Here is a 19,261-nt window from a genome sequence, read left to right on the forward strand (position 1 = left end):
TACGAGCCGCCTGTCGGCTCGTTCGCCAAAAGGAAAACCACTGTGATCAACGAGATTAAAAACGACGCCAAGGACCGCATGGGCAAAAGCGTAGAGTCGCTGAAGACCCAGATGTCCAAGATCCGTACCGGCCGTGCTCACCCGAGCCTGCTCGACGGCATCCAGGTGGAGTATTACGGTGCTGCCACTCCTCTGAAGCAGTTGGCCAACGTGGTGGCAGAAGATGCCCGTACTCTCTCCATCTCCATCTTCGATCGCTCCATGATCCAGGCGGTGGAAAAAGCCATCCTGACCTCCGATCTGGGCCTGAACCCGTCCAGCAACGGCCAGACTCTGCGCGTGCCGCTGCCGCCGCTGACCGAAGAGCGTCGCCGTGATCTGACCAAGATCGTCCGTGCCGAAGCCGAAGGTGCCCGGGTTGCCATTCGCAACATCCGTCGCGATGCCAACGCCGATCTGAAAGCCCTGCTGAAAGAGAAAGAGATCTCCGAAGACGACGACCGTCGCGCCCAGGAAGAGATCCAGAAGCTGACCGATACCTTCATCAAGCTGGTGGATGACGCCCTGGTTGTGAAGGAAAAGGAGCTAATGGAAATCTAAGCCTCCGACAGGTATATTACGAGCGCCGTGTAGTGCCCCTGCACGGCGCTTTTGTCTTTGTGGGAGAAATGAATGTCGCTTTTGGCAGCGCTAGGCGATAGCGCCAGCTCGTCCTTGCCCCGTCACGTCGCCATCATCATGGATGGCAATGGTCGCTGGGCCCAGAACCGCGGCAAGATGCGGGTTTCCGGGCACAAGGCGGGCGTGAAATCCGTGCGTGAGGCCGTGGCCTTTGCCGCCCGTGCCAAGATGGAGGCGCTGACCCTGTTTGCGTTTTCCAGCGAGAACTGGCGCCGTCCGGAAGGGGAAGTAAACGCCCTGATGGAGTTGTTCATGACGGTGCTGGGTCGCGAGGTGAGCAAGTTGCACAGCAACGGCATTCGCCTTCGGGTGATTGGCGACACTGCCCGCTTCAGCGAGCGGCTGCAGGCCAAGATCGCCAAGGCCGAGGCCCTGACCGCCAACAATCAGGGATTGACCCTCAATATCGCCGCCAACTATGGCGGTCAGTGGGACATCGCCCAGGCGGCCCGGACCCTGGCACGGGCCGTGGCGGCGGGTGAACTGGATGCCGAGGCGGTCGATGAGGCGGCATTGGGTCGTCATGTCTGCATGGCTGATCTGCCCCCCGTGGATCTGTTGATCCGCACCGGCGGGGATCATCGCATCAGCAACTTTGTCCTTTGGCAGCTCGCCTATGCCGAACTCTATTTTACCCCGGTCCTGTGGCCCGATTTTGACGAGGCCGAGTTCAGTGGGGCAGTTGCCTCCTTCGTTGCTCGCGAGCGTCGCTTCGGGTGTACGGGTGAACAGATCCGGGAATTGATCGCCGCGCAACAGACCGGCTAAACCCCGCTCCCAAGAGAGAGGTTTCTTTTGCTAAAACAACGAATTATTACCGCATTACTGCTAGTACCCCTGGTGTTGGGGGCGCTGTTTTTTCTGCCGTTGAAATTCTTTGCCCTGCTCGCCGCCCTGGTCTTTTTGCTGGCCAGCCGTGAGTGGAGTGCCTTCGTCACTGCCCAGCCGCAACAGTGGTTGCCGCTGGTGTTCTGTCTGCTGCTGGGGGCCAGCCTGTTCTGGGTGCCCGTGGAGCAACTCTGGATCCCCCAACTGCATCCGCTGGTGATGGGCGTGCTCTGGACTGCCGTCAGCTGGTGGCTGCTGGGGCTGCTGCTGGTGCTGCGCTACCCGCAAAGCGCCAGGCTGTGGCGTGAATCCATCTGGCTCAAATCCCTGTTCGGTCTGGTGACTCTGGTTCCCTTCTTCTGGTCCCTGGTGGCCATTCGCGGTTACAACTTCTATCACGACCCCATGATGGGGGCCTGGATCCTGCTGTTCGTGATGGGACTGGTCTGGGCGGCAGATTCTGGCGCGTATTTTTTCGGCAAGGCGTTCGGCAAACACAAGCTGGCGCCGGCCGTGAGCCCGGGTAAAACCATCGAAGGCATGCTGGGTGGGCTGTTTACCGCCAGCCTGCTGGCCATCGGCGTGACCTGGTTCATGGGCTTCGTGCCTGCCAAGATGGGCACCGTGCTGCTCTGTTCCCTGCTGGCGGTGCTGGCCTCCGTGCTCGGCGATCTGGCCGAGAGCATGTTCAAGCGGGAAGCCGGCATCAAGGATTCCGGCACCCTGTTGCCGGGTCATGGGGGCATTCTCGATCGCATCGACAGCCTGACGGCGGCGCTGCCCGTCTTCCTGCTCAGCTACCTGTTGCTCGGTCCGGAGTTTTGATGTTTCGCGCACTGATGATCCCGGGAGCGTCCCGCTCCATCAGTCTGTTACCCAATCAGGAGTCTTGATGCAAAACCTGGTGATCCTGGGAGCGTCAGGCTCCATCGGTCAGAGCACCCTCAAGGTACTGCGCCACAACCCCGGGCGCTGGCAGGTGCTGGCGCTGACTGCAGCCCGCAGCGTGGATGCCATGGTGCGAGACTGTCTCGAATTCTCTCCCCGTTTCGCCGTCATGGTGGATGAGACCGCCGCCAGCGATCTGGCCGGTCGACTCAAGGCTCACGGCAGCACCACCCGGGTGTTGTCCGGTCAGGCAGCCCTGTGCGACGTGGCTGCTCACCCCGATGCCCACAGCGTGATGGCGGCCATTGTCGGTGCGGCGGGTCTGGCACCCACCATGGCTGCCGTGCGCGCCGGCAAGCGCATTCTGCTGGCCAACAAGGAGGCGCTGGTGATGTCCGGAGCCTTCTTCATGGAGGCGGTGCGCGAGCACGGCGCCGAGCTGCTGCCCATCGACAGCGAACACAACGCCATCTTCCAGTGCCTGCCGGTCGACGTGCAGCGCCAGCCCGGTTTCTGCGATCTGGCCGGGGCGGGGATCAGCAAGATCCTGCTGACCGGCTCCGGCGGACCTTTCCGCTATGCCGATGTGGGTGAACTGCATCATGTCACCCCGGCGCAAGCCATTGCCCATCCCAACTGGTCCATGGGGGCCAAGATCTCGGTGGACTCCGCCACCATGATGAACAAGGGGCTGGAGTACATCGAGGCGCGCTGGCTGTTCAATGCGGCCCCCGAGCAGATCCAGGTGGTGATCCACCCCCAGTCCGTCATTCACTCCATGGTGCAGTACAAGGATGGCTCCGTGCTGGCCCAGCTCGGCAACCCGGACATGTGTACTCCCATTGCCCACGCTCTGGCCTATCCGGAACGGATCGAGTCCGGTGTGGAACCTTTGGATTTCTTCAGTGTCGGAGAGTTCAGCTTTATCCGGCCCGACTATGAGCGCTATCCCTGTCTGGCGCTGGCCATGAGCGCGTGCCAGCAGGGGCAGGGGGCGACCACCTCCCTCAATGCCGCCAACGAGGAGGCCGTCGCGGCTTTTCTTGCAGAGCGGATCGGATTTATGGATATTGCCAGAGTCAACGAATCCGTCATGGCCGAGCTGGGCAGCAGTGCTGCCGGCTCTCTGGCGGATCTCATCGCCCTGGACGGTACGGCTCGAGCCCGTGCCCAGCAACTGATAAAGGAGCTTGCCGTATGAACGGACTGTGGTGGCAGCCAGCCCCTCTCCATGCTCTCGAGCGCAGGACTGGACATGACCGCGAGGTACGCGGCTGATGGGCGGGCTTCTGTGGAATATCGGCGCCTTCATCGTGGCCCTCGGGCTGCTGGTGGCGGTGCATGAATTTGGCCACTTCTGGGTGGCTCGTCGTTGCGGCGTCAAGGTGGAGCGCTTCTCCATCGGCTTTGGCAAGGCCATCTGGCGTCGCCTTGGCAAGGATGGCACCGAATACGTGCTGGCCCTGATCCCCCTTGGCGGTTACGTCAAGATGCTGGATGGCCGGGTCGATGAACTCAAACCGGGGGAGGAGGCGCAGGCCTTCAACCACAAGAGCGTCTGGGCCCGGATGGCCATCGTGGCGGCCGGCCCCATGGCGAACTTCGTGTTCGCCCTGTTCGCCTTCTGGCTGATGTTCATGATAGGGGTGCCGAGCGTCAAACCCGTGGTGGGCGAGGTGCGTCCCGCCTCCATCGTGGCAGAGGCCGGCATCCTGCCAGGCATGGAGATCGTCGGCGTCGGCGGCGAGGAGACCGGTGACTGGGAGAGCGTCACCTACGCCCTCATCAGCCACCTTGGCGATGACTCGGTCCAGCTCAAGCTCAAGGCGGCCAACACCAGCTATGCAGTGGACAAGACCCTGCAGCTGGCAGGCTGGAAGTTTGACCCCGACAAGGAGTCTCCCATTGGCAGCCTCGGGATAGTGCCCCTCGGTGGCAAGGTGCTGCCCGTGGTGGAAGCCGTGGTGCCGTCGAGCGCCAGCGAGAAGGCCGGCCTTCAGATAGGGGATCGCATCAAGGGGGTCGATGGAGAGGCCATCACCGAATGGGCCCAGTTTGTCGAGCGTGTCCAGCAGTCACCGGCGCAGCCGCTGCAGGTGACGGTGGAGCGCGGGGGAAGCGAGATGACCCTGACCCTGACCCCGGACGGGAAGAAAGTGAAGGGCCAGCTGGTCGGTTTTGTGGGCTTGTCGCCGCAACTGGTTCCATTACCGGATGAGTATCGAACTCTGTTACAGTATGGGCCTTTGCAAGCCCTGTGGCATGGGGTCCAGAAGACCTGGAGCCTGATCACCCTGACCTTCGACATGATAGGCAAGCTGATCGGTGGCATCGTCTCTTTGGACAACCTGAGCGGCCCCATCTCCATCGCCAAGGGGGCCGGCAGCAGCGCCGATTACGGGTTGGTCTATTTCCTCGGGTTCCTGGCGCTCATCAGCGTCAACCTGGGGATCATCAACCTGTTCCCCCTGCCGGTGCTCGATGGTGGCCATCTGGTCTATTTCCTCATCGAGGCGATCACCGGCAAGCCGGTATCGGAAAAAATTCAGGAAGTTGGGTTCAGGATAGGCGCCGCCATTCTGATGTTACTGATGGGCATTGCGCTGTTTAATGATTTCGCTCGCCTCTGAGGCCAGAGCATCAACAAGGACACATAAGAACAAAATGGCTGTTAAAAAAGCATTGGTGTTGAGTTGCCTGCTGGGGGCCAGCTTCCTGGCTCAGGCTGCCCCGGCCTCTTTTGTGGTGCAAGACATTCAGGTCGAGGGCCTGCAGCGGGTGACCCTGGGTGCCGCCCTGTTGAATCTGCCGGTGCGGGTCGGTGATTCCGTCGACTCCGTGTCCCTGGCGAACGCCATCAAGAAGCTCTATGCCTCCGGCAACTTCGAGGACGTCAAGGTCTATCGCGACGGTCAGGTGCTGCAAGTGGTGGTCAAGGAGCGCCCGACCATCTCCAGCATCGAGTTCTCCGGCAACAAGGATATCAAGGAAGAGCAACTGACCCAGAGCCTGGAATCCTCCGGGATCCGCGTGGGTGATCCGCTGGATCGCACCGTGCTGAGCTCCCTCGAGAAAGGGCTGGAAGATTTCTACTACGGCGTGGGCAAGTACTCCGCCAAGGTCAAGGCCATCGTCACCCCGCTGCCGCGCAACCGGGTCGACCTCAAGTTCACCTTCGTGGAAGGGGAAGCGGCCAAGATCCAGCAGATCAACATCGTCGGCAACAACGTCTTCCCGGAAGAGAAGCTGCTGGCCCAGCTCTCCCTCAAGGACGACGTGCCCTGGTGGAACTTCACCGGCGATCAGCGCTACCAGAAGCAGAAACTGGCCGGTGACATCGAAGTGCTGCGCTCCTACTACATGGACCGCGGCTACATCCGCTTCACCCAGGAGTCCACCCAGGTCTCCATGACCCCGGACAAGAAGGGCGTTTACGTCACCCTCAACGTCAAGGAAGGGGAGCAGTACAAGGTTTCCGGTATCCAGCTCAAGGGTGACCTCATCGACCGCGGCGGCGAGATGAAGGGCCTCATCCCCATCGAGGCGGGCAGCGTCTACTCCGCCAGCCAGGTAACCCATACCGAAGAGGTGCTCTCCAAGTTCCTCGGCCGTTACGGCTACGCCTATCCGAAAGTGGTTACCTTCCCCCAGATCAACGACCAGACCAAGGAAGTGGAGCTCATCGTCAACGTGGAGCCGGGTCCCCGGGTCTATGTGCGCAACATCAACTTCAGCGGCAACGTCACCACCAAGGACGAAGTGCTGCGTCGCGAGATGCGCCAGATGGAGGGCACCTGGCTCTCCTCCGACAACGTCGAGCAGTCCAAGACCCGTCTCAACCGCCTCGGCTTCTTCGAGACCGCGGAAGTGGACACCAAGCGGGTGCCGGGCAGCGATGACCAGGTCGATCTGGACTTCAAGGTCAAGGAGCAGCCGGCGGGGTCCATCAACGCCGGTATCGGCTACGGCACCGAGTCGGGTCTGAGCCTGCAGGCGGGTCTGCAGCAGGACAACTTCATGGGGACCGGCAAGAAGATCGGCATCAACGCCAGCACCAACGACTACTCCAAGAGCGTCGACCTGAGCTATAACGACCCCTACTTCACCGTGGACGGGGTGAGCCTGGGCGGCCGTCTCTACTACAACAAGTTCAGTGCGGCCGACGCCAACATCGTGGACTACGAGAACACCACCGTCGGTTTCCGTCTCTCCAGCGGCTTCCCGGTCAACGAGAACAACCGTCTCGACTTCAGCCTGGGCTACGAGAACAACAAACTCTCCCAGCCCAACCCCTATGTACAGGTGGACGAGTTCTGGAAGGTCTACAACGGCAATCTGGATGGCGACAACCGCATGGTGTTCAACACCGTGGACGTCACCGCCGGCTGGACCCGCTCCACCCTCAACAAGGGTCAGTTCCCGACCGCGGGTGATCGTCAGCGGGTGAACGCCAAGGTGACGGTGCCCGGCATGGATCTGCAGTACTTCAAGCTCAACGCCGAAGATGCTCACTACTTCCCGTTTGATGCCGACCACAAGTGGGTCATGCTGGCCAAGGCCCGTGCCTCCTACGGCGACGGCTACGGCAGCAATGGCGATTACGAGCACGTCCTGCCGTTCTTCGAGAACTACTACGCCGGTGGCTTCGACACCCTGCGTGGTTTCAAGAGCAACACCGTGGGTCCGAAGGCGCTCTACTACTACAACCTGGGTGGCAACGACGTCATCCAGGGCACTGACAGCTCGGTCGGGGGCAACGCCCTGGCGGTGGCCTCGCTGGAAATGATCGTGCCGACGCCCTTTGCCTCCGAGACCTATCAGCCCCAGCTGCGGACCAGCTTCTTCATCGACGCCGGTTCCGTGTGGGATACCCACTTCGACTACAGCCAGTATCAGAACCGTTGCTTCAGTGGTTGCAACTATCTGATGGACTACTCCGACCCGAGCAACATCCGGATGTCGACCGGCCTGTCGCTGCAGTGGCTCTCTCCCATGGGCCCGCTGGTGTTCGTGTTGGCAAGACCAATCAAGAAATACGAAGGGGACGACACCGAAGTCTTCTCCTTCAACATCGGCCGTACCTTCTAAGGGGAGCGGACGCCCCCCCGCCATGGCGGGGGGAAGCATGATGGGTCGCGCGTTTGCGTGCCTCACCAGGTAACAAGACGATCTCGTGGATCGCTTGCACAATCAGGTAAATCAGGTAGCCCTCGACCGAGGGACCAAGGAGTAAGTGTGAATAAAGCGTTGAAAGTAGCTGGTTTGAGCTTTGCACTGATGGCTGCCGGCATGGGTTCTGCCTTCGCTGAGACCAAGATTGCCGTGGTCGACATGGGCGAAGTCTTCCAAAAGCTGCCCCAGCGTGAAGCCGTTGCCAAGAAGCTGAAGGGCGAGTTCGAGCCGCGCATGCGTGAACTGCAGAAGCTGGAGTCCGACGGTCAGGCACTGGTCGAGAAGTTCAAGAAGGACGAAGCCTTCATGAGCGCCGAACAGAAGAAGCAGAGCCAGGAGAAGCTGGCCAAGCTGCAGATGGAGTTCAACCAGAAGCGTCAGGCGTTTGAACAGGACAACGGTCGCCGTCAGTCCGAAGAGCGCAACAAGATCCTGACCAAGGTGCAGGCAGCCATCGACGCCATCGCCAAGAGCAATGGCTACGATCTGGTGCTGGAGCGCAACGCCGCCCCGTATGCAGCCAGCAAGCTGGACATCTCCGGCCAGGTTATTTCTCAGGTTAGCAAGAGCAACTAATTGATGGCATTCACTCTCGCACAGCTGGCCCAGCAACTGGGGGCCGAGGTCCATGGGGATGGGACCCGGGAAATTCGCAAGGTCGCGACACTGGAAAAAGCTGGGGAGGGGGAGATAGCCTTCCTGTCCAACAAGAAGTACCGGCATTTTCTGGAGCAGAGCAAGGCCACTGCCGTGCTCATCACCGAGGCAGACCTGCCGTTTTGCCCCACCAACGCCCTAGTGCTCAAGGACCCCTACGTGGGCTTTGCACGGGTTGCCCAACTGCTGGACACCACCCCGCAGCCGGCCATGGATATCCATCCGAGCGCCGTCATCGCGGCGGACGTGCAACTGGGCGAGAGAGTGGCCATCGGTGCCAATGCGGTGATCGAATCCGGCGTCGTGCTGGGTGACGATGTGCGCATCGGCCCGGGCTGTTTCGTTGGCAAGGATACCCGACTGGGAGCGCGCTCCCGGTTGTGGGCCAACGTCACCCTCTATCACAACGTGACCCTGGGCACGGACTGTCTGGTACAGGCCGGCACAGTGATCGGGGCAGACGGTTTCGGTTATGCCAACGAGCGCGGCGAGTGGATCAAGATCCCCCAGCTCGGCGGCGTGACCATCGGCAACCGGGTCGAGATCGGTGCCTGCACCACCATCGACCGTGGTGCGCTGGAAGATACCCGCATCGCTGACAACGTCATCATCGACAACCAGTGCCAGATCGCCCACAACGTCGAGATCGGCTACGGCACTGCCGTGGCGGGCTCCACCGTGATGGCCGGTAGTCTCAAGGTCGGCAAATACTGTATCATTGGTGGTGCCTCCGTCTTTAACGGGCACATGGAGATCTGCGACCAGGCCACCGTCACCGGCATGGCCATGGTGATGCGTCCCATCACCGAGCCCGGTATCTACTCTTCCGGCATCCCCCTGCAAACCAATAAAGAGTGGCGCAAGACCGCCGCCCGGGTGATGCGTATCGAAGAGATGCACAAGCGGTTGAGCAAGCTTGAGAAAAAGCTGGATCAAGAATAATCACGATTGGTATAGGGTACTGTTTTGACTACTGAAAAGAAGAGCCTGGGCATCCAGGAAATCATGGATCTGCTGCCCCACCGTTATCCGTTCCTGATGGTGGACAAGGTGGAAAACTACGAGATCAGCGATGAGCGCAAGACCCTGCGCGCCATCAAGAACGTCTCGTTCAACGAGCCGATCTTCCAGGGCCACTTCCCGGCCAAGCCGGTCTTCCCCGGCGTGCTGATCCTGGAAGCCATGGCCCAGGCCACCGGTATCCTGGCCTTCACCATGGTGGGCAAGCCGTCCCCCAACGAGCTTTATTACTTTGCCTCCATCGACAATGCCCGCTTCAAGCGCCCGGTGGGCCCCGGCGATCAGCTGGTGCTGGATGTGGAGTTCCTGAAGGAGCGTCGCGGCATCGCCAAGTTCACCGGTGTCGCCACCGTCGACGGTGAAGTGGTCTGTACTGCCGAACTGATGTGCGCCAAGCGCGAGGTATAACCGTGATCGATCAGACTGCCATCATCCACGACACCGCCATCGTCCATGAGTCTGCCGTCATCGGCAAAGGGGTTGAAATCGGCCCCTTCACCGTCATCGGCGCCGAGGTGGAAATCGGTGACAACACCTGGGTGAGCTCCCACGTGGTGATCAAGGGCCCGACCAAGATCGGTCGCGGCAACAAGATCTTCCAGCACACCTCCATCGGTGAGGATTGCCAGGACAAGAAGTACGCCGGTGAGCGCACCTTCCTCGAGATCGGCGACAACAACGTGTTTCGCGAGAACTGCACCGTGCACCGCGGCACCACCCAGGACCAGAGCCTGACCAAGGTGGGTAGCGGCAACCTGTTCATGGTCAACGTTCACGTGGCCCACGACTGCATCATCGGTGACAACTGCATCTTCGCCAACAACGCCACCCTGGCGGGCCATGTGCACATCGGTGACTTCGTGATCTTCGGCGGTCTGTCTGCCATTCACCAATTCGGCCGCGTCGGCTCTCACGCCTTCGTCGGCGGCTGCGCTGCCCTGAACAAGGACGTGCCGCCCTACGTGATGGCCGCCGGCAACTACGCCAAGCCGTTCGGGGTCAACTCCGAAGGCCTGCGTCGTCGTGGCTTCAGCGCCGAGGCGATCTCTGCCGTCAAGCGCGCCTACAAGGAGATCTTCCGCTCCGGCAAGACCATTGAAGAGGTGTTGCCCGTGCTGAGCGAGATGGCCCAGAGCGAACCTGCCATCCAGCTCTATGTGGATTTCCTCAAGGACAACGAGCGCGGGATCATCCGTGCCTGATCCCATTCGCATCGGCATCGTCGCCGGAGAGACCTCCGGCGACATCCTGGCCGCAGGGCTGGTGCGCGAACTGCAAGCCCGCTACCCGGATGCGCAGTTCGAAGGGATCGCCGGGCCGCGGATGCAGGCTCTCGGCGTGAAGGCGCTGTTCGAGATGGAGGAGCTCTCCGTCATGGGCATCACCGAGGTGCTGGGCCGTCTGCCCCGCATCCTCCAGGTGCGCCGCGAACTGCTGCGCCACTTCATCGCCAATCCCCCCGACATCTTCGTCGGTGTGGATGCACCGGATTTCAATATCGGGGTGGAGCTGAAACTGCGCCGCGCCGGTATCAAGACGGTCCACTATGTCAGCCCCTCCGTCTGGGCCTGGCGTCAGGGCCGCATTCACAAGATCAAGGCCGCCACCGACATGGTGCTCGCCTTCCTGCCATTCGAGAAAGCCTTCTACGACCGTTTCGATGCCCCCTGTCGCTTCGTCGGCCACACCATGGCGGACGACATTCCGCTGGTGCCGGATCAAGGGTCGGTGCGCGAGGCCCTCGGCATCGATCCCGCCCGTCGCTGGCTGGCGGTGCTGCCGGGGAGTCGCACGGCGGAAGTGGGTTTCATGGCGCCGGTCTTCCTCGAGGCGTGCAAGCACCTGACGGTGCACAACCCGGATCTCGGTTTCATCGTGCCTCTGGTCAACCAGAAACGGCGCGAGCAGTTCCTCGCCATCAAGGCCGAGGTGGCCCCGGAGCTCGACATGGTGCTGCTGGACGGCCAGGGCCGCGAGGCCATGATTGCCGCCGACGTGGTGATGCTCGCCTCCGGCACCGCGGCCCTCGAGGCCATGCTGGTGAAAAAGCCCATGGTGGTGGGTTACAAGCTCAAACCCTTCAGCTACTTGCTGGCCCAGTGGCTGGTGAAGACGGATTGTGTCTCCCTGCCGAACCTGCTGGCGGACAAGATGCTGGTGCCCGAGCTCATCCAGCATGAGTGCACCCCGGCCAACCTGGTGGAAGAGGTGAGCAAGCTGCTGGACCATGACAACAGCGAGCTCATCGCCACCTTCACCCGGTTGCACGAGAAGATCCGCTGCAATGCGGATGTGCAGGCAGCGGAAGCGGTTGCCGCGCTGCTGGAACGCTAGTGGGCTCTGCCTGTGTGTCAGGCGTGATGTTGTGCTGATACTGGCCCTGCGGGGCCGGTTTTGATTCAAGGCTATGAGATGACGATCGATATTCCCGAAGACAAGCTGATTGCCGGAGTGGACGAGGTGGGTCGCGGCCCCCTGGTGGGTGACGTGGTCACCGCCGCGGTGATCCTGGATCCTGCCAATCCCATCCTTGGCCTCGCCGACTCCAAGAAGCTCTCCGAGAAGAAGCGACTCGCCCTGTTTGGCGAGATCAAAGAGAAGGCGCTGGCCTATGCCATCGGCCGCGCCAGCCCGGCGGAAATCGACGAGCTCAACATCCTGCACGCCACCATGCTGGCGATGCAGCGCGCTGTGGCGGGGCTCAAGGTGACGCCCGAGCTGGTCTTCATCGACGGCAACCGCTGCCCCAGATTGCCGATGGAGGCCCGCGCCGTGGTCAAGGGGGACAGCCTGGTGGCCGCCATCAGCGCCGCCTCCATCCTCGCCAAGGTGACCCGGGACGCCGAGATGACCGAGCTGGACAGCCGCCATCCCGAGTACGGTTTCGCCCGCCACAAGGGCTACCCGACGGCGGAGCACCTCGCCATTCTGGCCGAACGGGGCCCGCTGCCCGAATACCGTCAGAGCTTCAAGCCGGTGCGCCGCGCCCTGGGGATCGAATAACCGATGCCGATCTGTCTGAACGATTTCTGCTTGCGCAATGAGAGGGCGTGACCATGGCTGATCCCCGTTTCATCCACCTGAGGGTGCACTCCGACTTCTCCATGGTCGACGGCCTGCAGAAGATCGGTCCCATCGTCTCCGCAGCCGCCGCCAACAACATGCCGGCCCTGGCCCTGACGGACCAGATGAACATGTGCGGCCTGGTGCGCTTCTACGGCTCTGCCCACGGCAAGGGGATCAAGCCCCTGGTCGGGGCGGATTTCTGGGTGCAGAGCGACGAGCTTGGGGACGAGCAGTTTCGCCTCACCCTGCTCGCCATGGACAACGACGGCTACCAGAACATCACCCTGCTCATCTCCCGCGGCTATCAGCGCGGTCATGTGCAGGGGCGCCCCGTCATCGACAAGGCCTGGCTTGGCGAACATGCCAAGGGGGTGATCGTCCTCTCCGGCGGGCGCGAGGGGGATGTGGGCAAGTTCCTGCTCAAAGGCAACCGCCAGATGGTGGAGCATTGCCTCGCCTTCTACCAGACCCACTTCCCGGATGCCTACTACCTTGAGCTGCTGCGTACCGGCCGCCCGGACGAGGAGGTCTACCTGCACATGGCGGTGGCCATTGCCACCGAGTTCGAACTGCCGGTGGTGGCCACCAACGAGGTGGTGTTCCTCACCGCCGATGACTTCGATGCCCACGAGATCCGGGTCGCCATCCACGACGGCTACACCCTGATGGACAAGCGCCGACCGCGCCGCTACAGCCCCCAGCAGTACCTGCGCAGTCAGGAGGAGATGGCGGAGCTGTTTGCCGACATCCCGGAAGCCCTGGAAAACACGGTGGAGATCGCCAAGCGCTGCAACGTGACGGTGCGCCTTGGCGAGTATTTCCTGCCCAACTTCCCCACCGGCGACATGACCACCGAAGACTTCCTGGTCATGAAGTCGAAGGAAGGGCTGGAGGAGCGGCTGGCCTTCCTGTTCCCGGATCCGGCGGTGCGGGCCGAGCGCCGTCCCGAGTATGACGAGCGTCTCGACATCGAGCTCAAAGTGATCAACCAGATGGGCTTCCCGGGTTACTTCCTCATCGTGATGGAGTTTATCCAGTGGTCCAAGGACAACGGCATCCCCGTCGGTCCGGGCCGGGGCTCGGGGGCGGGGTCGCTGGTGGCTTATGCCCTCAAGATCACCGATCTCGATCCGCTGGAATTTGACCTGCTGTTCGAACGTTTCCTGAACCCCGAGCGGGTCTCCATGCCCGACTTCGACGTCGACTTCTGCATGGACAGGCGCGACGAGGTGATCGATCACGTCTCCGAGATGTACGGCCGGGAGGCGGTATCCCAGATCATCACCTTCGGCAGCATGGCGGCCAAGGCGGTGGTACGGGACGTCGGCCGGGTGCTGGGCCACGCCTACGGCTTTGTCGATCGCATCTCCAAGCTGATCCCGCCCGACCCCGGCATGACCCTCGCCAAGGCGTTCGAGGCCGAACCCAAGCTGCCCGAGCTCTACGAGCAGGACGAGGAGGTCAAGGACCTCATCGACATGGCCCGCCGCCTGGAAGGGGTGGTGCGCAACGCCGGCAAGCACGCCGGTGGCGTGGTGATCGCGCCCACCAAGATCACCGACTTCGCGCCGCTCTATTGCGACGACGAGGGGCATCACCCGGTCACCCAGTTCGACAAGAACGACGTGGAGTACGCGGGCCTAGTGAAGTTCGACTTCCTGGGGCTGCGCACCCTCACCATCATCGATTGGGCCCTTGGCATGATAAACCCCCGTCTTGCCAAAGAGGGCAAGCCGCCGGTGGACATCGCCGCCATCCCCATCGATGACAAGAAGTCGTTCGCCCTCTTGCAGCGTTTCGAGACCACGGCGGTGTTCCAGCTCGAATCCCGCGGCATGAAGGACCTCATCAAGCGGCTGCAGCCCGACTGCTTCGAAGACATGATCGCGCTGGTGGCCCTGTTCCGTCCGGGCCCGCTCCAGTCGGGCATGGTGGACAACTTCATCGAGCGCAAGCACGGCAAGGAGGCCATCTCCTACCCGGACGAGAAGTGGCAGCACGAAAGCCTCAAACCCATACTCGAGCCCACCTACGGCATCATCCTCTACCAGGAGCAGGTGATGCAGATCGCCCAGACCCTGGCGGGGTATACCCTGGGTGGCGCGGACATGCTGCGCCGGGCCATGGGCAAGAAAAAACCCGAAGAGATGGCCAAGCAGCGGGCGGGCTTCGAGGAGGGGGCGGTCAAGAACGGCGTCGACGGCGAACTGGCGATGAAGATCTTCGATCTGGTGGAGAAGTTTGCGGGCTACGGCTTCAACAAGTCCCACTCCGCTGCCTATGCGCTGGTCTCCTACCAGACCCTCTGGCTCAAGACCCATTTCCCGGCGGAGTTCATGGCGGCGGTGATGACCGCGGACATGGACAACACCGACAAGATAGTGACCCTGGTGGACGAGTGTCAGCGCATGGGGCTGACCGTGATACCGCCGGACGTCAACACCGGTCGCTACCGCTTCAGCGTCAACGAGGACGGCCATATCGTCTACGGCATCGGCGCGGTGAAGGGAGTAGGGGAAGGGCCCATCGAGGCGATCCTGGAGGCGCGGGATCGGGACGGTCCGTTCCGCGACCTGTTCGACTTCTGCAACCGGGTCGACATCAAGAAGCTCAACAAGCGGGTGATGGAGAAGCTCATCCTCTCCGGCGCCATGGACAGGCTCGGCCCCCACCGCGCCGCCCTGATGGCGACCCTGGAGGAGGCGATGCGCGCCGCCGAGCAGCACGCCAAGGCCCAGGCGGTGGGGCAGGTCGACATGTTCGGCGTGCTCACGGAGGAGATCGACGACGTCAAGAAGGCGTTCGCCAACGTGCCGCACTGGCCCGACAAGGTGTGGCTGGAAGGGGAGCGCGAGACCCTCGGGCTCTACCTCACCGGTCACCCCATCAACCAGTACAGCAGCGAGCTGCGGCGCTACACCTCGGGCCGACTGTGCGATCTGCATCCCACCTCCCGGGATACGGTGACCACGGCGGCGGGGTTGGTGATCGCGGCGCGCAGCATGGTGACCAAGCGCGGCAACAAGATGGGGATCTTCACCCTGGACGACAGATCCGGCCGTCTGGATGTGACCCTTTTCAGTGAAGCGCTGGAAAAATACGAAGAATTGATGCAAAAAGACCGTATTTTAGTGGTTTCTGGACAGGTCAGCTTTGATGACTTCTCCGGTGGCCTTAAAATGTCGGCCCGCGAGTTGCTGGATATCAACGATGCGAGGGAGCGTTTTGCCAGGGCAATCCGCATCTCCCTCGATGAACAACGCATTGACGAGCGCTTTTTCCCGCGTTTGTGCGAGATTTTGGAGCCCGCCCGTGCCGGAGTCTGTCCGGTTCAGGTAAACTATCGTCGCCCCGGTTCCCGGGTGCGATTGACGCTCGGTACCGAGTGGCGGGTGACGCCCACCGATCAACTGATAGATGACTTGCGAGTCCTGCTTGGACGAGAGCGGGTTGAATTGGTTTTTGATTAGAGGATCTATTGTCCCTATGAGTCTTTTTCTGGATTTTGAACAGCCGATCGCCGAGTTGCAGGCACAGATCGATGAACTGCGCCATGTGAGCGAGCACAACAGTGCCGTGGATCTCAGCGAAGACATTCGCCGGCTGGAGAAGAAAAACGAAGAGCTGACCAAGAAGATCTTCGGCGATCTGGGTGCCTGGCAGGTATCCCAGATGGCACGTCATCCCCAGCGCCCCTACACCCTCGACTACATCGAGCAGATCTTCACCGATTTCGACGAGCTGGCCGGGGATCGCGCCTATGCCGATGACAAGGCCATCGTCGGCGGCATCGCCCGTCTCGACGGCGAGCCAGTGATGGTCATCGGTCACCAGAAGGGGCGCGAGACCAAGGAGAAGATCAAGCGCAACTTCGGCATGCCGCGTCCGGAAGGGTACCGCAAGGCCCTGCGCCTGATGGAGATGGCCGAGCGCTTCAAGATGCCGATCATCACCTTCATCGACACCCCGGGTGCCTACCCCGGTGTCGGTGCCGAGGAGCGTGGCCAGTCCGAAGCCATCGCCCGCAACCTGAAAGTCATGGCCGGCCTGACCGTGCCGGTGGTCTGCACCGTGATCGGTGAAGGCGGCTCCGGCGGCGCTCTCGCCATCGGCGTGGGCGATCGGGTCAACATGCTGCAGTACTCCACCTACTCCGTCATCTCGCCGGAAGGGTGCGCCTCCATCCTGTGGAAGAGCGCCGAGAAGGCCTCGGTGGCGGCGGATGCCATGGGCATCACCGCCCAGCGCCTGAAGGAGCTGAAGCTCATCGACAACATCGTCGAGGAGCCCCTCGGCGGTGCCCACCGCGACGTGGAGAAGATGGCCAAGCACCTGAAAGCACGCATCAAGCAGGATCTGGATGCCCTGCGCCCCCTCGACAGCGAGCAACTGCTGGAGCAGCGCTACCAGCGTCTGCTGGGTTACGGCTACTGCTGATCTGCCGCTTCCAATAAAAAGTCCCCGCATGCGGGGACTTTTTTTATGGGCGACCTTTGTGGGGGGACGCCGGGGGCGGGTCTCAGGGGGCGGTCAGCGCCCGGTGCATGGGGGCGGAAGCACGCCCTCCGGCAGGGCTCAGGGCCCGCCACTCCCGCCACAGCAGCCAGCACAGGGGGGGCGTCAGCAGCAGCACGGTGGCGGGCTGGGCCATCAAGACCCCGTCGCGCCCCCACCAGAGGGGCAGCAGGAAGATGAGGGGCAGCAGCAGCACCGTCTTGGCCACGGAGATGACGAGGGCCTGGCGGGTGCGGGCCATGGCCTGCAACAGCACGATGCCGAACATGACGATCCCCTCCAGGGGCAGGGCAGCGAGGTTGAGGGTCAGGCTGCTGATGGCGGCGGCGAGCAGCTCTGCGTCCTGATCCCCGGTGTAGAGCATGGCGACCGGCTGCGGCAGCAGCTGGACAATCAGCCAGACCCCCAGGCCATAGACCAGGGTGATCTTGAGCCCCATCGTCATCAGGAACTGGAGGTCGCGATGGCGCCCGGCCCCGGCTGCCTGGCTCACCAGGGGCTGGATGCCAAACGCCAGTCCCTGCAGGATGACGATGAAGACCGCCTCCGTGTATCCCGCCACGGTGAAGCCCGCCAGATCCTTGACCGTGCCGTGCACCATCAGCTGGCTGTTGTGCAGCAGCAACAGCAGCCCCAGATTGAACTGGGCGATGAGGCTCGGCAGCCCGGTGAAGAGCAGGCCGGGCATGGCCGGGAAGCGGGGTACCAGCTGGCGCCAGGTCAGCCGCAACCGGGCGTGGCGGGTGAAGAAGTACCCCAGGCCGAGCAGGCTGACCATGGCCTCCGAGAGGAGGGTGGCCTGGGCCGTGCCGGTGAGGCCGAGCCCGAGCCGGCCCACCATGATGTAGTTGAGCAGGATGTTGAGGAGGGCGCCGCCGCTCACCAGTACCATGGCGAGGCGAGGGCGGCCGTCGTTGCGAAGCAGGTAGGGCACCGCCAGGTTGCTGGCGAGCAGCAGGGTGCCACCGCCAATCCAGGTGAGGTAGTCGCTGGCCTGCTGCCAGGTGTCGGTGCCGGGGGTCATTCCCAGGGCCTGCAGGATATCGGTGTGCCAGTGGTGCAGCAGCAGCGGCGCTACCGTGCCCAGGATCAGCAGCAGCCAGAGGGCGCTGACCAGAGCCTGGCGGGCCAGAGCGAGGTTCCTGGCGCCCTGCTGGAAGGAGATGGCGGTGGCGGCCCCCATGGCGATCATGGCGGCGAGGCCGATGAGCACCATGATGACCGGATAGACCAGGTTGATGCCGGCAAGGCCGGCGGCCCCCACATAGTGGCCGACGAAGATGCCGTCCACCAGGTAGTAGGCGCCGGAGACCAGCATGGCCATGACGGAGGGGAGGGCATAGCCCCAGAAACGGCGGGCCATGGCCCGTTGACGCAGGCGGAAGTAGGCGGACATATCTGTACTCGGGAAAAGGGCCGGAATCGAGCAGACAGTCTAGTTTCTTATGGATTAATTGATAATCAGGCTTTCATTTGATGGATTACTGAATGCGGCTCATCAATTAACGGATCCTGTGATACTCCTTCAGCATGTCGATCAGGGCTCGCAGCCCTTGCCCCAGCTGGTGCCGGCCCGGATAGAAGAGGTTGAACCCGGCAAAGCTGGGGCTCCAGTCATCCAGCACGCTCACCAGCCGCCCCGATGCCAGGGCGTCGAACACCTCCCCTTCATGGCAGTAGGCGAGCCCGAGCCCCGCCTCGGCCGCCCCCAGGTAGAGCGCGGGCGTGCTGGTGGTGAGCGGGCCCGTCACTTCGATCTCCAGCAGTTCCCCCTCGGCGGCAAAGGCCCAGCGATAGTGGTGATGGGGCGTGAGCCGGTAGCCGATGCAGTCGTGCTGGCGCAGATCCGAGGGGTGGCGAGGGGTGCCACGCCGTGCCAGATAGTCGGGGGAGCCCACCACCAGATAGCGCTGCTGCGGGCCCAGGGGAACCGAGATCATCTCCTGGGGCAGCAGGTCGCCGTAAAAGAGGGCGGCGTCGTAGCCATCCTCGATGAGGCGGGGCATCAGCTCCAGCTCCTCCACCTCCACCTGCATGCGCGGGTAGCGCACCAGATAGTCGATGAGCACCGGGGCCAGCACTTCCTGGATGGCGGCTCGGGGGGCACAGAGCCTGAGCCTGCCCACGGGTTCGCCCGCGTGGTGCGTCAGCTCCGCCAGTGCCGCCTCCAGTTGCCCCAGGGTCGGCAGTACCTGGGCCAGCAGCCGTTCGCCCGCCTCGGTCGGCACCACGGCCCGGGTGCTGCGATTGAGCAGCCTGACGGCCAGGCGACTCTCCAGCCCTTTGAGGGCATGACTCAGGGCCGAGGCGGAGACCCCGAGCTCGAGGGCGGCCTTGCTGAAACTGCGGTGACGGGCGACGGCGGCAAACACGGCCAGCTCGGCGAGATCGGTGCGGGAGAGGGTCATGGTCGGTACGCAGAAAAGGGGCGGAC

At 62.6% G+C, this 19,261-nt stretch carries 16 protein-coding genes; 14 read left to right on the top strand and 2 right to left on the bottom strand.

Annotated features, from left to right (window positions below):
• The first annotated feature begins 42 nt into the window (after positions 1-42).
• From frr to accA, 14 genes are all read left to right on the top strand, one after another.
• Entirely contained in the window at positions 43-600 is a 558-nt protein-coding gene (frr, locus tag H7R73_RS05790) for a ribosome recycling factor (protein WP_010673406.1), read from the top strand.
• Between the two features lie 72 nt (positions 601-672).
• Positions 673-1,449, top strand: a complete 777-nt coding sequence (gene uppS / locus H7R73_RS05795; RefSeq protein WP_039039427.1) for a polyprenyl diphosphate synthase — start codon at positions 673-675, stop codon at positions 1,447-1,449.
• A 27-nt stretch (positions 1,450-1,476) separates the two neighbouring features.
• The gene (locus H7R73_RS05800; protein ID WP_039039428.1) at positions 1,477-2,334 is read left to right on the top strand and encodes a phosphatidate cytidylyltransferase; all 858 of its coding nucleotides are present in this window, start codon (positions 1,477-1,479) and stop codon (positions 2,332-2,334) included.
• A 67-nt stretch (positions 2,335-2,401) separates the two neighbouring features.
• A complete protein-coding gene (gene ispC, locus H7R73_RS05805; protein ID WP_103260647.1) occupies positions 2,402-3,598 on the top strand; it encodes a 1-deoxy-D-xylulose-5-phosphate reductoisomerase in 1,197 nt (398 codons plus the stop codon).
• A 76-nt stretch (positions 3,599-3,674) separates the two neighbouring features.
• Positions 3,675-5,027 (top strand): sigma E protease regulator RseP, encoded by a 1,353-nt coding sequence (gene rseP / locus H7R73_RS05810; RefSeq protein ID WP_039039430.1) that lies wholly within the window; start codon positions 3,675-3,677, stop codon positions 5,025-5,027.
• Positions 5,028-5,061: 34 nt separating this feature from the next.
• The gene (gene bamA / locus H7R73_RS05815) at positions 5,062-7,485 is read left to right on the top strand and encodes an outer membrane protein assembly factor BamA (protein WP_103255025.1); all 2,424 of its coding nucleotides are present in this window, start codon (positions 5,062-5,064) and stop codon (positions 7,483-7,485) included.
• Positions 7,486-7,632: 147 nt separating this feature from the next.
• Entirely contained in the window at positions 7,633-8,145 is a 513-nt protein-coding gene (locus H7R73_RS05820) for an OmpH family outer membrane protein (protein WP_029313943.1), read from the top strand.
• 3 nt (positions 8,146-8,148) lie between these two features.
• Entirely contained in the window at positions 8,149-9,168 is a 1,020-nt protein-coding gene (gene lpxD, locus H7R73_RS05825; RefSeq protein ID WP_039039449.1) for a UDP-3-O-(3-hydroxymyristoyl)glucosamine N-acyltransferase, read from the top strand.
• A 24-nt stretch (positions 9,169-9,192) separates the two neighbouring features.
• A complete protein-coding gene (fabZ, locus tag H7R73_RS05830) occupies positions 9,193-9,654 on the top strand; it encodes a 3-hydroxyacyl-ACP dehydratase FabZ (RefSeq protein WP_010673414.1) in 462 nt (153 codons plus the stop codon).
• A gap of 2 nt (positions 9,655-9,656) precedes the next feature.
• Positions 9,657-10,448, top strand: coding sequence for an acyl-ACP--UDP-N-acetylglucosamine O-acyltransferase (gene lpxA, locus H7R73_RS05835; protein ID WP_010673415.1), 792 nt, complete (start codon positions 9,657-9,659; stop codon positions 10,446-10,448).
• Entirely contained in the window at positions 10,441-11,580 is a 1,140-nt protein-coding gene (gene lpxB / locus H7R73_RS05840; protein ID WP_103260646.1) for a lipid-A-disaccharide synthase, read from the top strand. The genes lpxA and lpxB overlap by 8 nt, the downstream gene beginning before the upstream one ends.
• A gap of 78 nt (positions 11,581-11,658) precedes the next feature.
• Positions 11,659-12,249 (top strand): ribonuclease HII, encoded by a 591-nt coding sequence (gene rnhB / locus H7R73_RS05845; RefSeq protein ID WP_039039433.1) that lies wholly within the window; start codon positions 11,659-11,661, stop codon positions 12,247-12,249.
• Positions 12,250-12,302: 53 nt separating this feature from the next.
• Entirely contained in the window at positions 12,303-15,782 is a 3,480-nt protein-coding gene (gene dnaE / locus H7R73_RS05850; RefSeq protein ID WP_041211337.1) for a DNA polymerase III subunit alpha, read from the top strand.
• Positions 15,783-15,798: 16 nt separating this feature from the next.
• Positions 15,799-16,749 carry an acetyl-CoA carboxylase carboxyl transferase subunit alpha gene (accA, locus tag H7R73_RS05855; RefSeq protein ID WP_041211295.1) on the top strand — a complete coding sequence of 317 codons (951 nt, stop codon included), beginning with the start codon at positions 15,799-15,801 and terminating at the stop codon, positions 16,747-16,749.
• 82 nt (positions 16,750-16,831) lie between these two features.
• On the opposite strand, the gene H7R73_RS05860 is transcribed toward accA, so the two are convergent.
• Entirely contained in the window at positions 16,832-18,223 is a 1,392-nt protein-coding gene (locus tag H7R73_RS05860; RefSeq protein WP_103260645.1) for an MATE family efflux transporter, read from the bottom strand.
• A gap of 106 nt (positions 18,224-18,329) precedes the next feature.
• Positions 18,330-19,235 carry a LysR family transcriptional regulator gene (locus H7R73_RS05865; protein WP_103260644.1) on the bottom strand — a complete coding sequence of 302 codons (906 nt, stop codon included), beginning with the start codon at positions 19,233-19,235 and terminating at the stop codon, positions 18,330-18,332.
• Positions 19,236-19,261 lie beyond the last annotated feature (26 nt).

This window comes from Aeromonas sp. WP2-W18-CRE-05 (assembly GCF_014168615.1).
GTDB lineage: Bacteria > Pseudomonadota > Gammaproteobacteria > Enterobacterales > Aeromonadaceae > Aeromonas > Aeromonas caviae.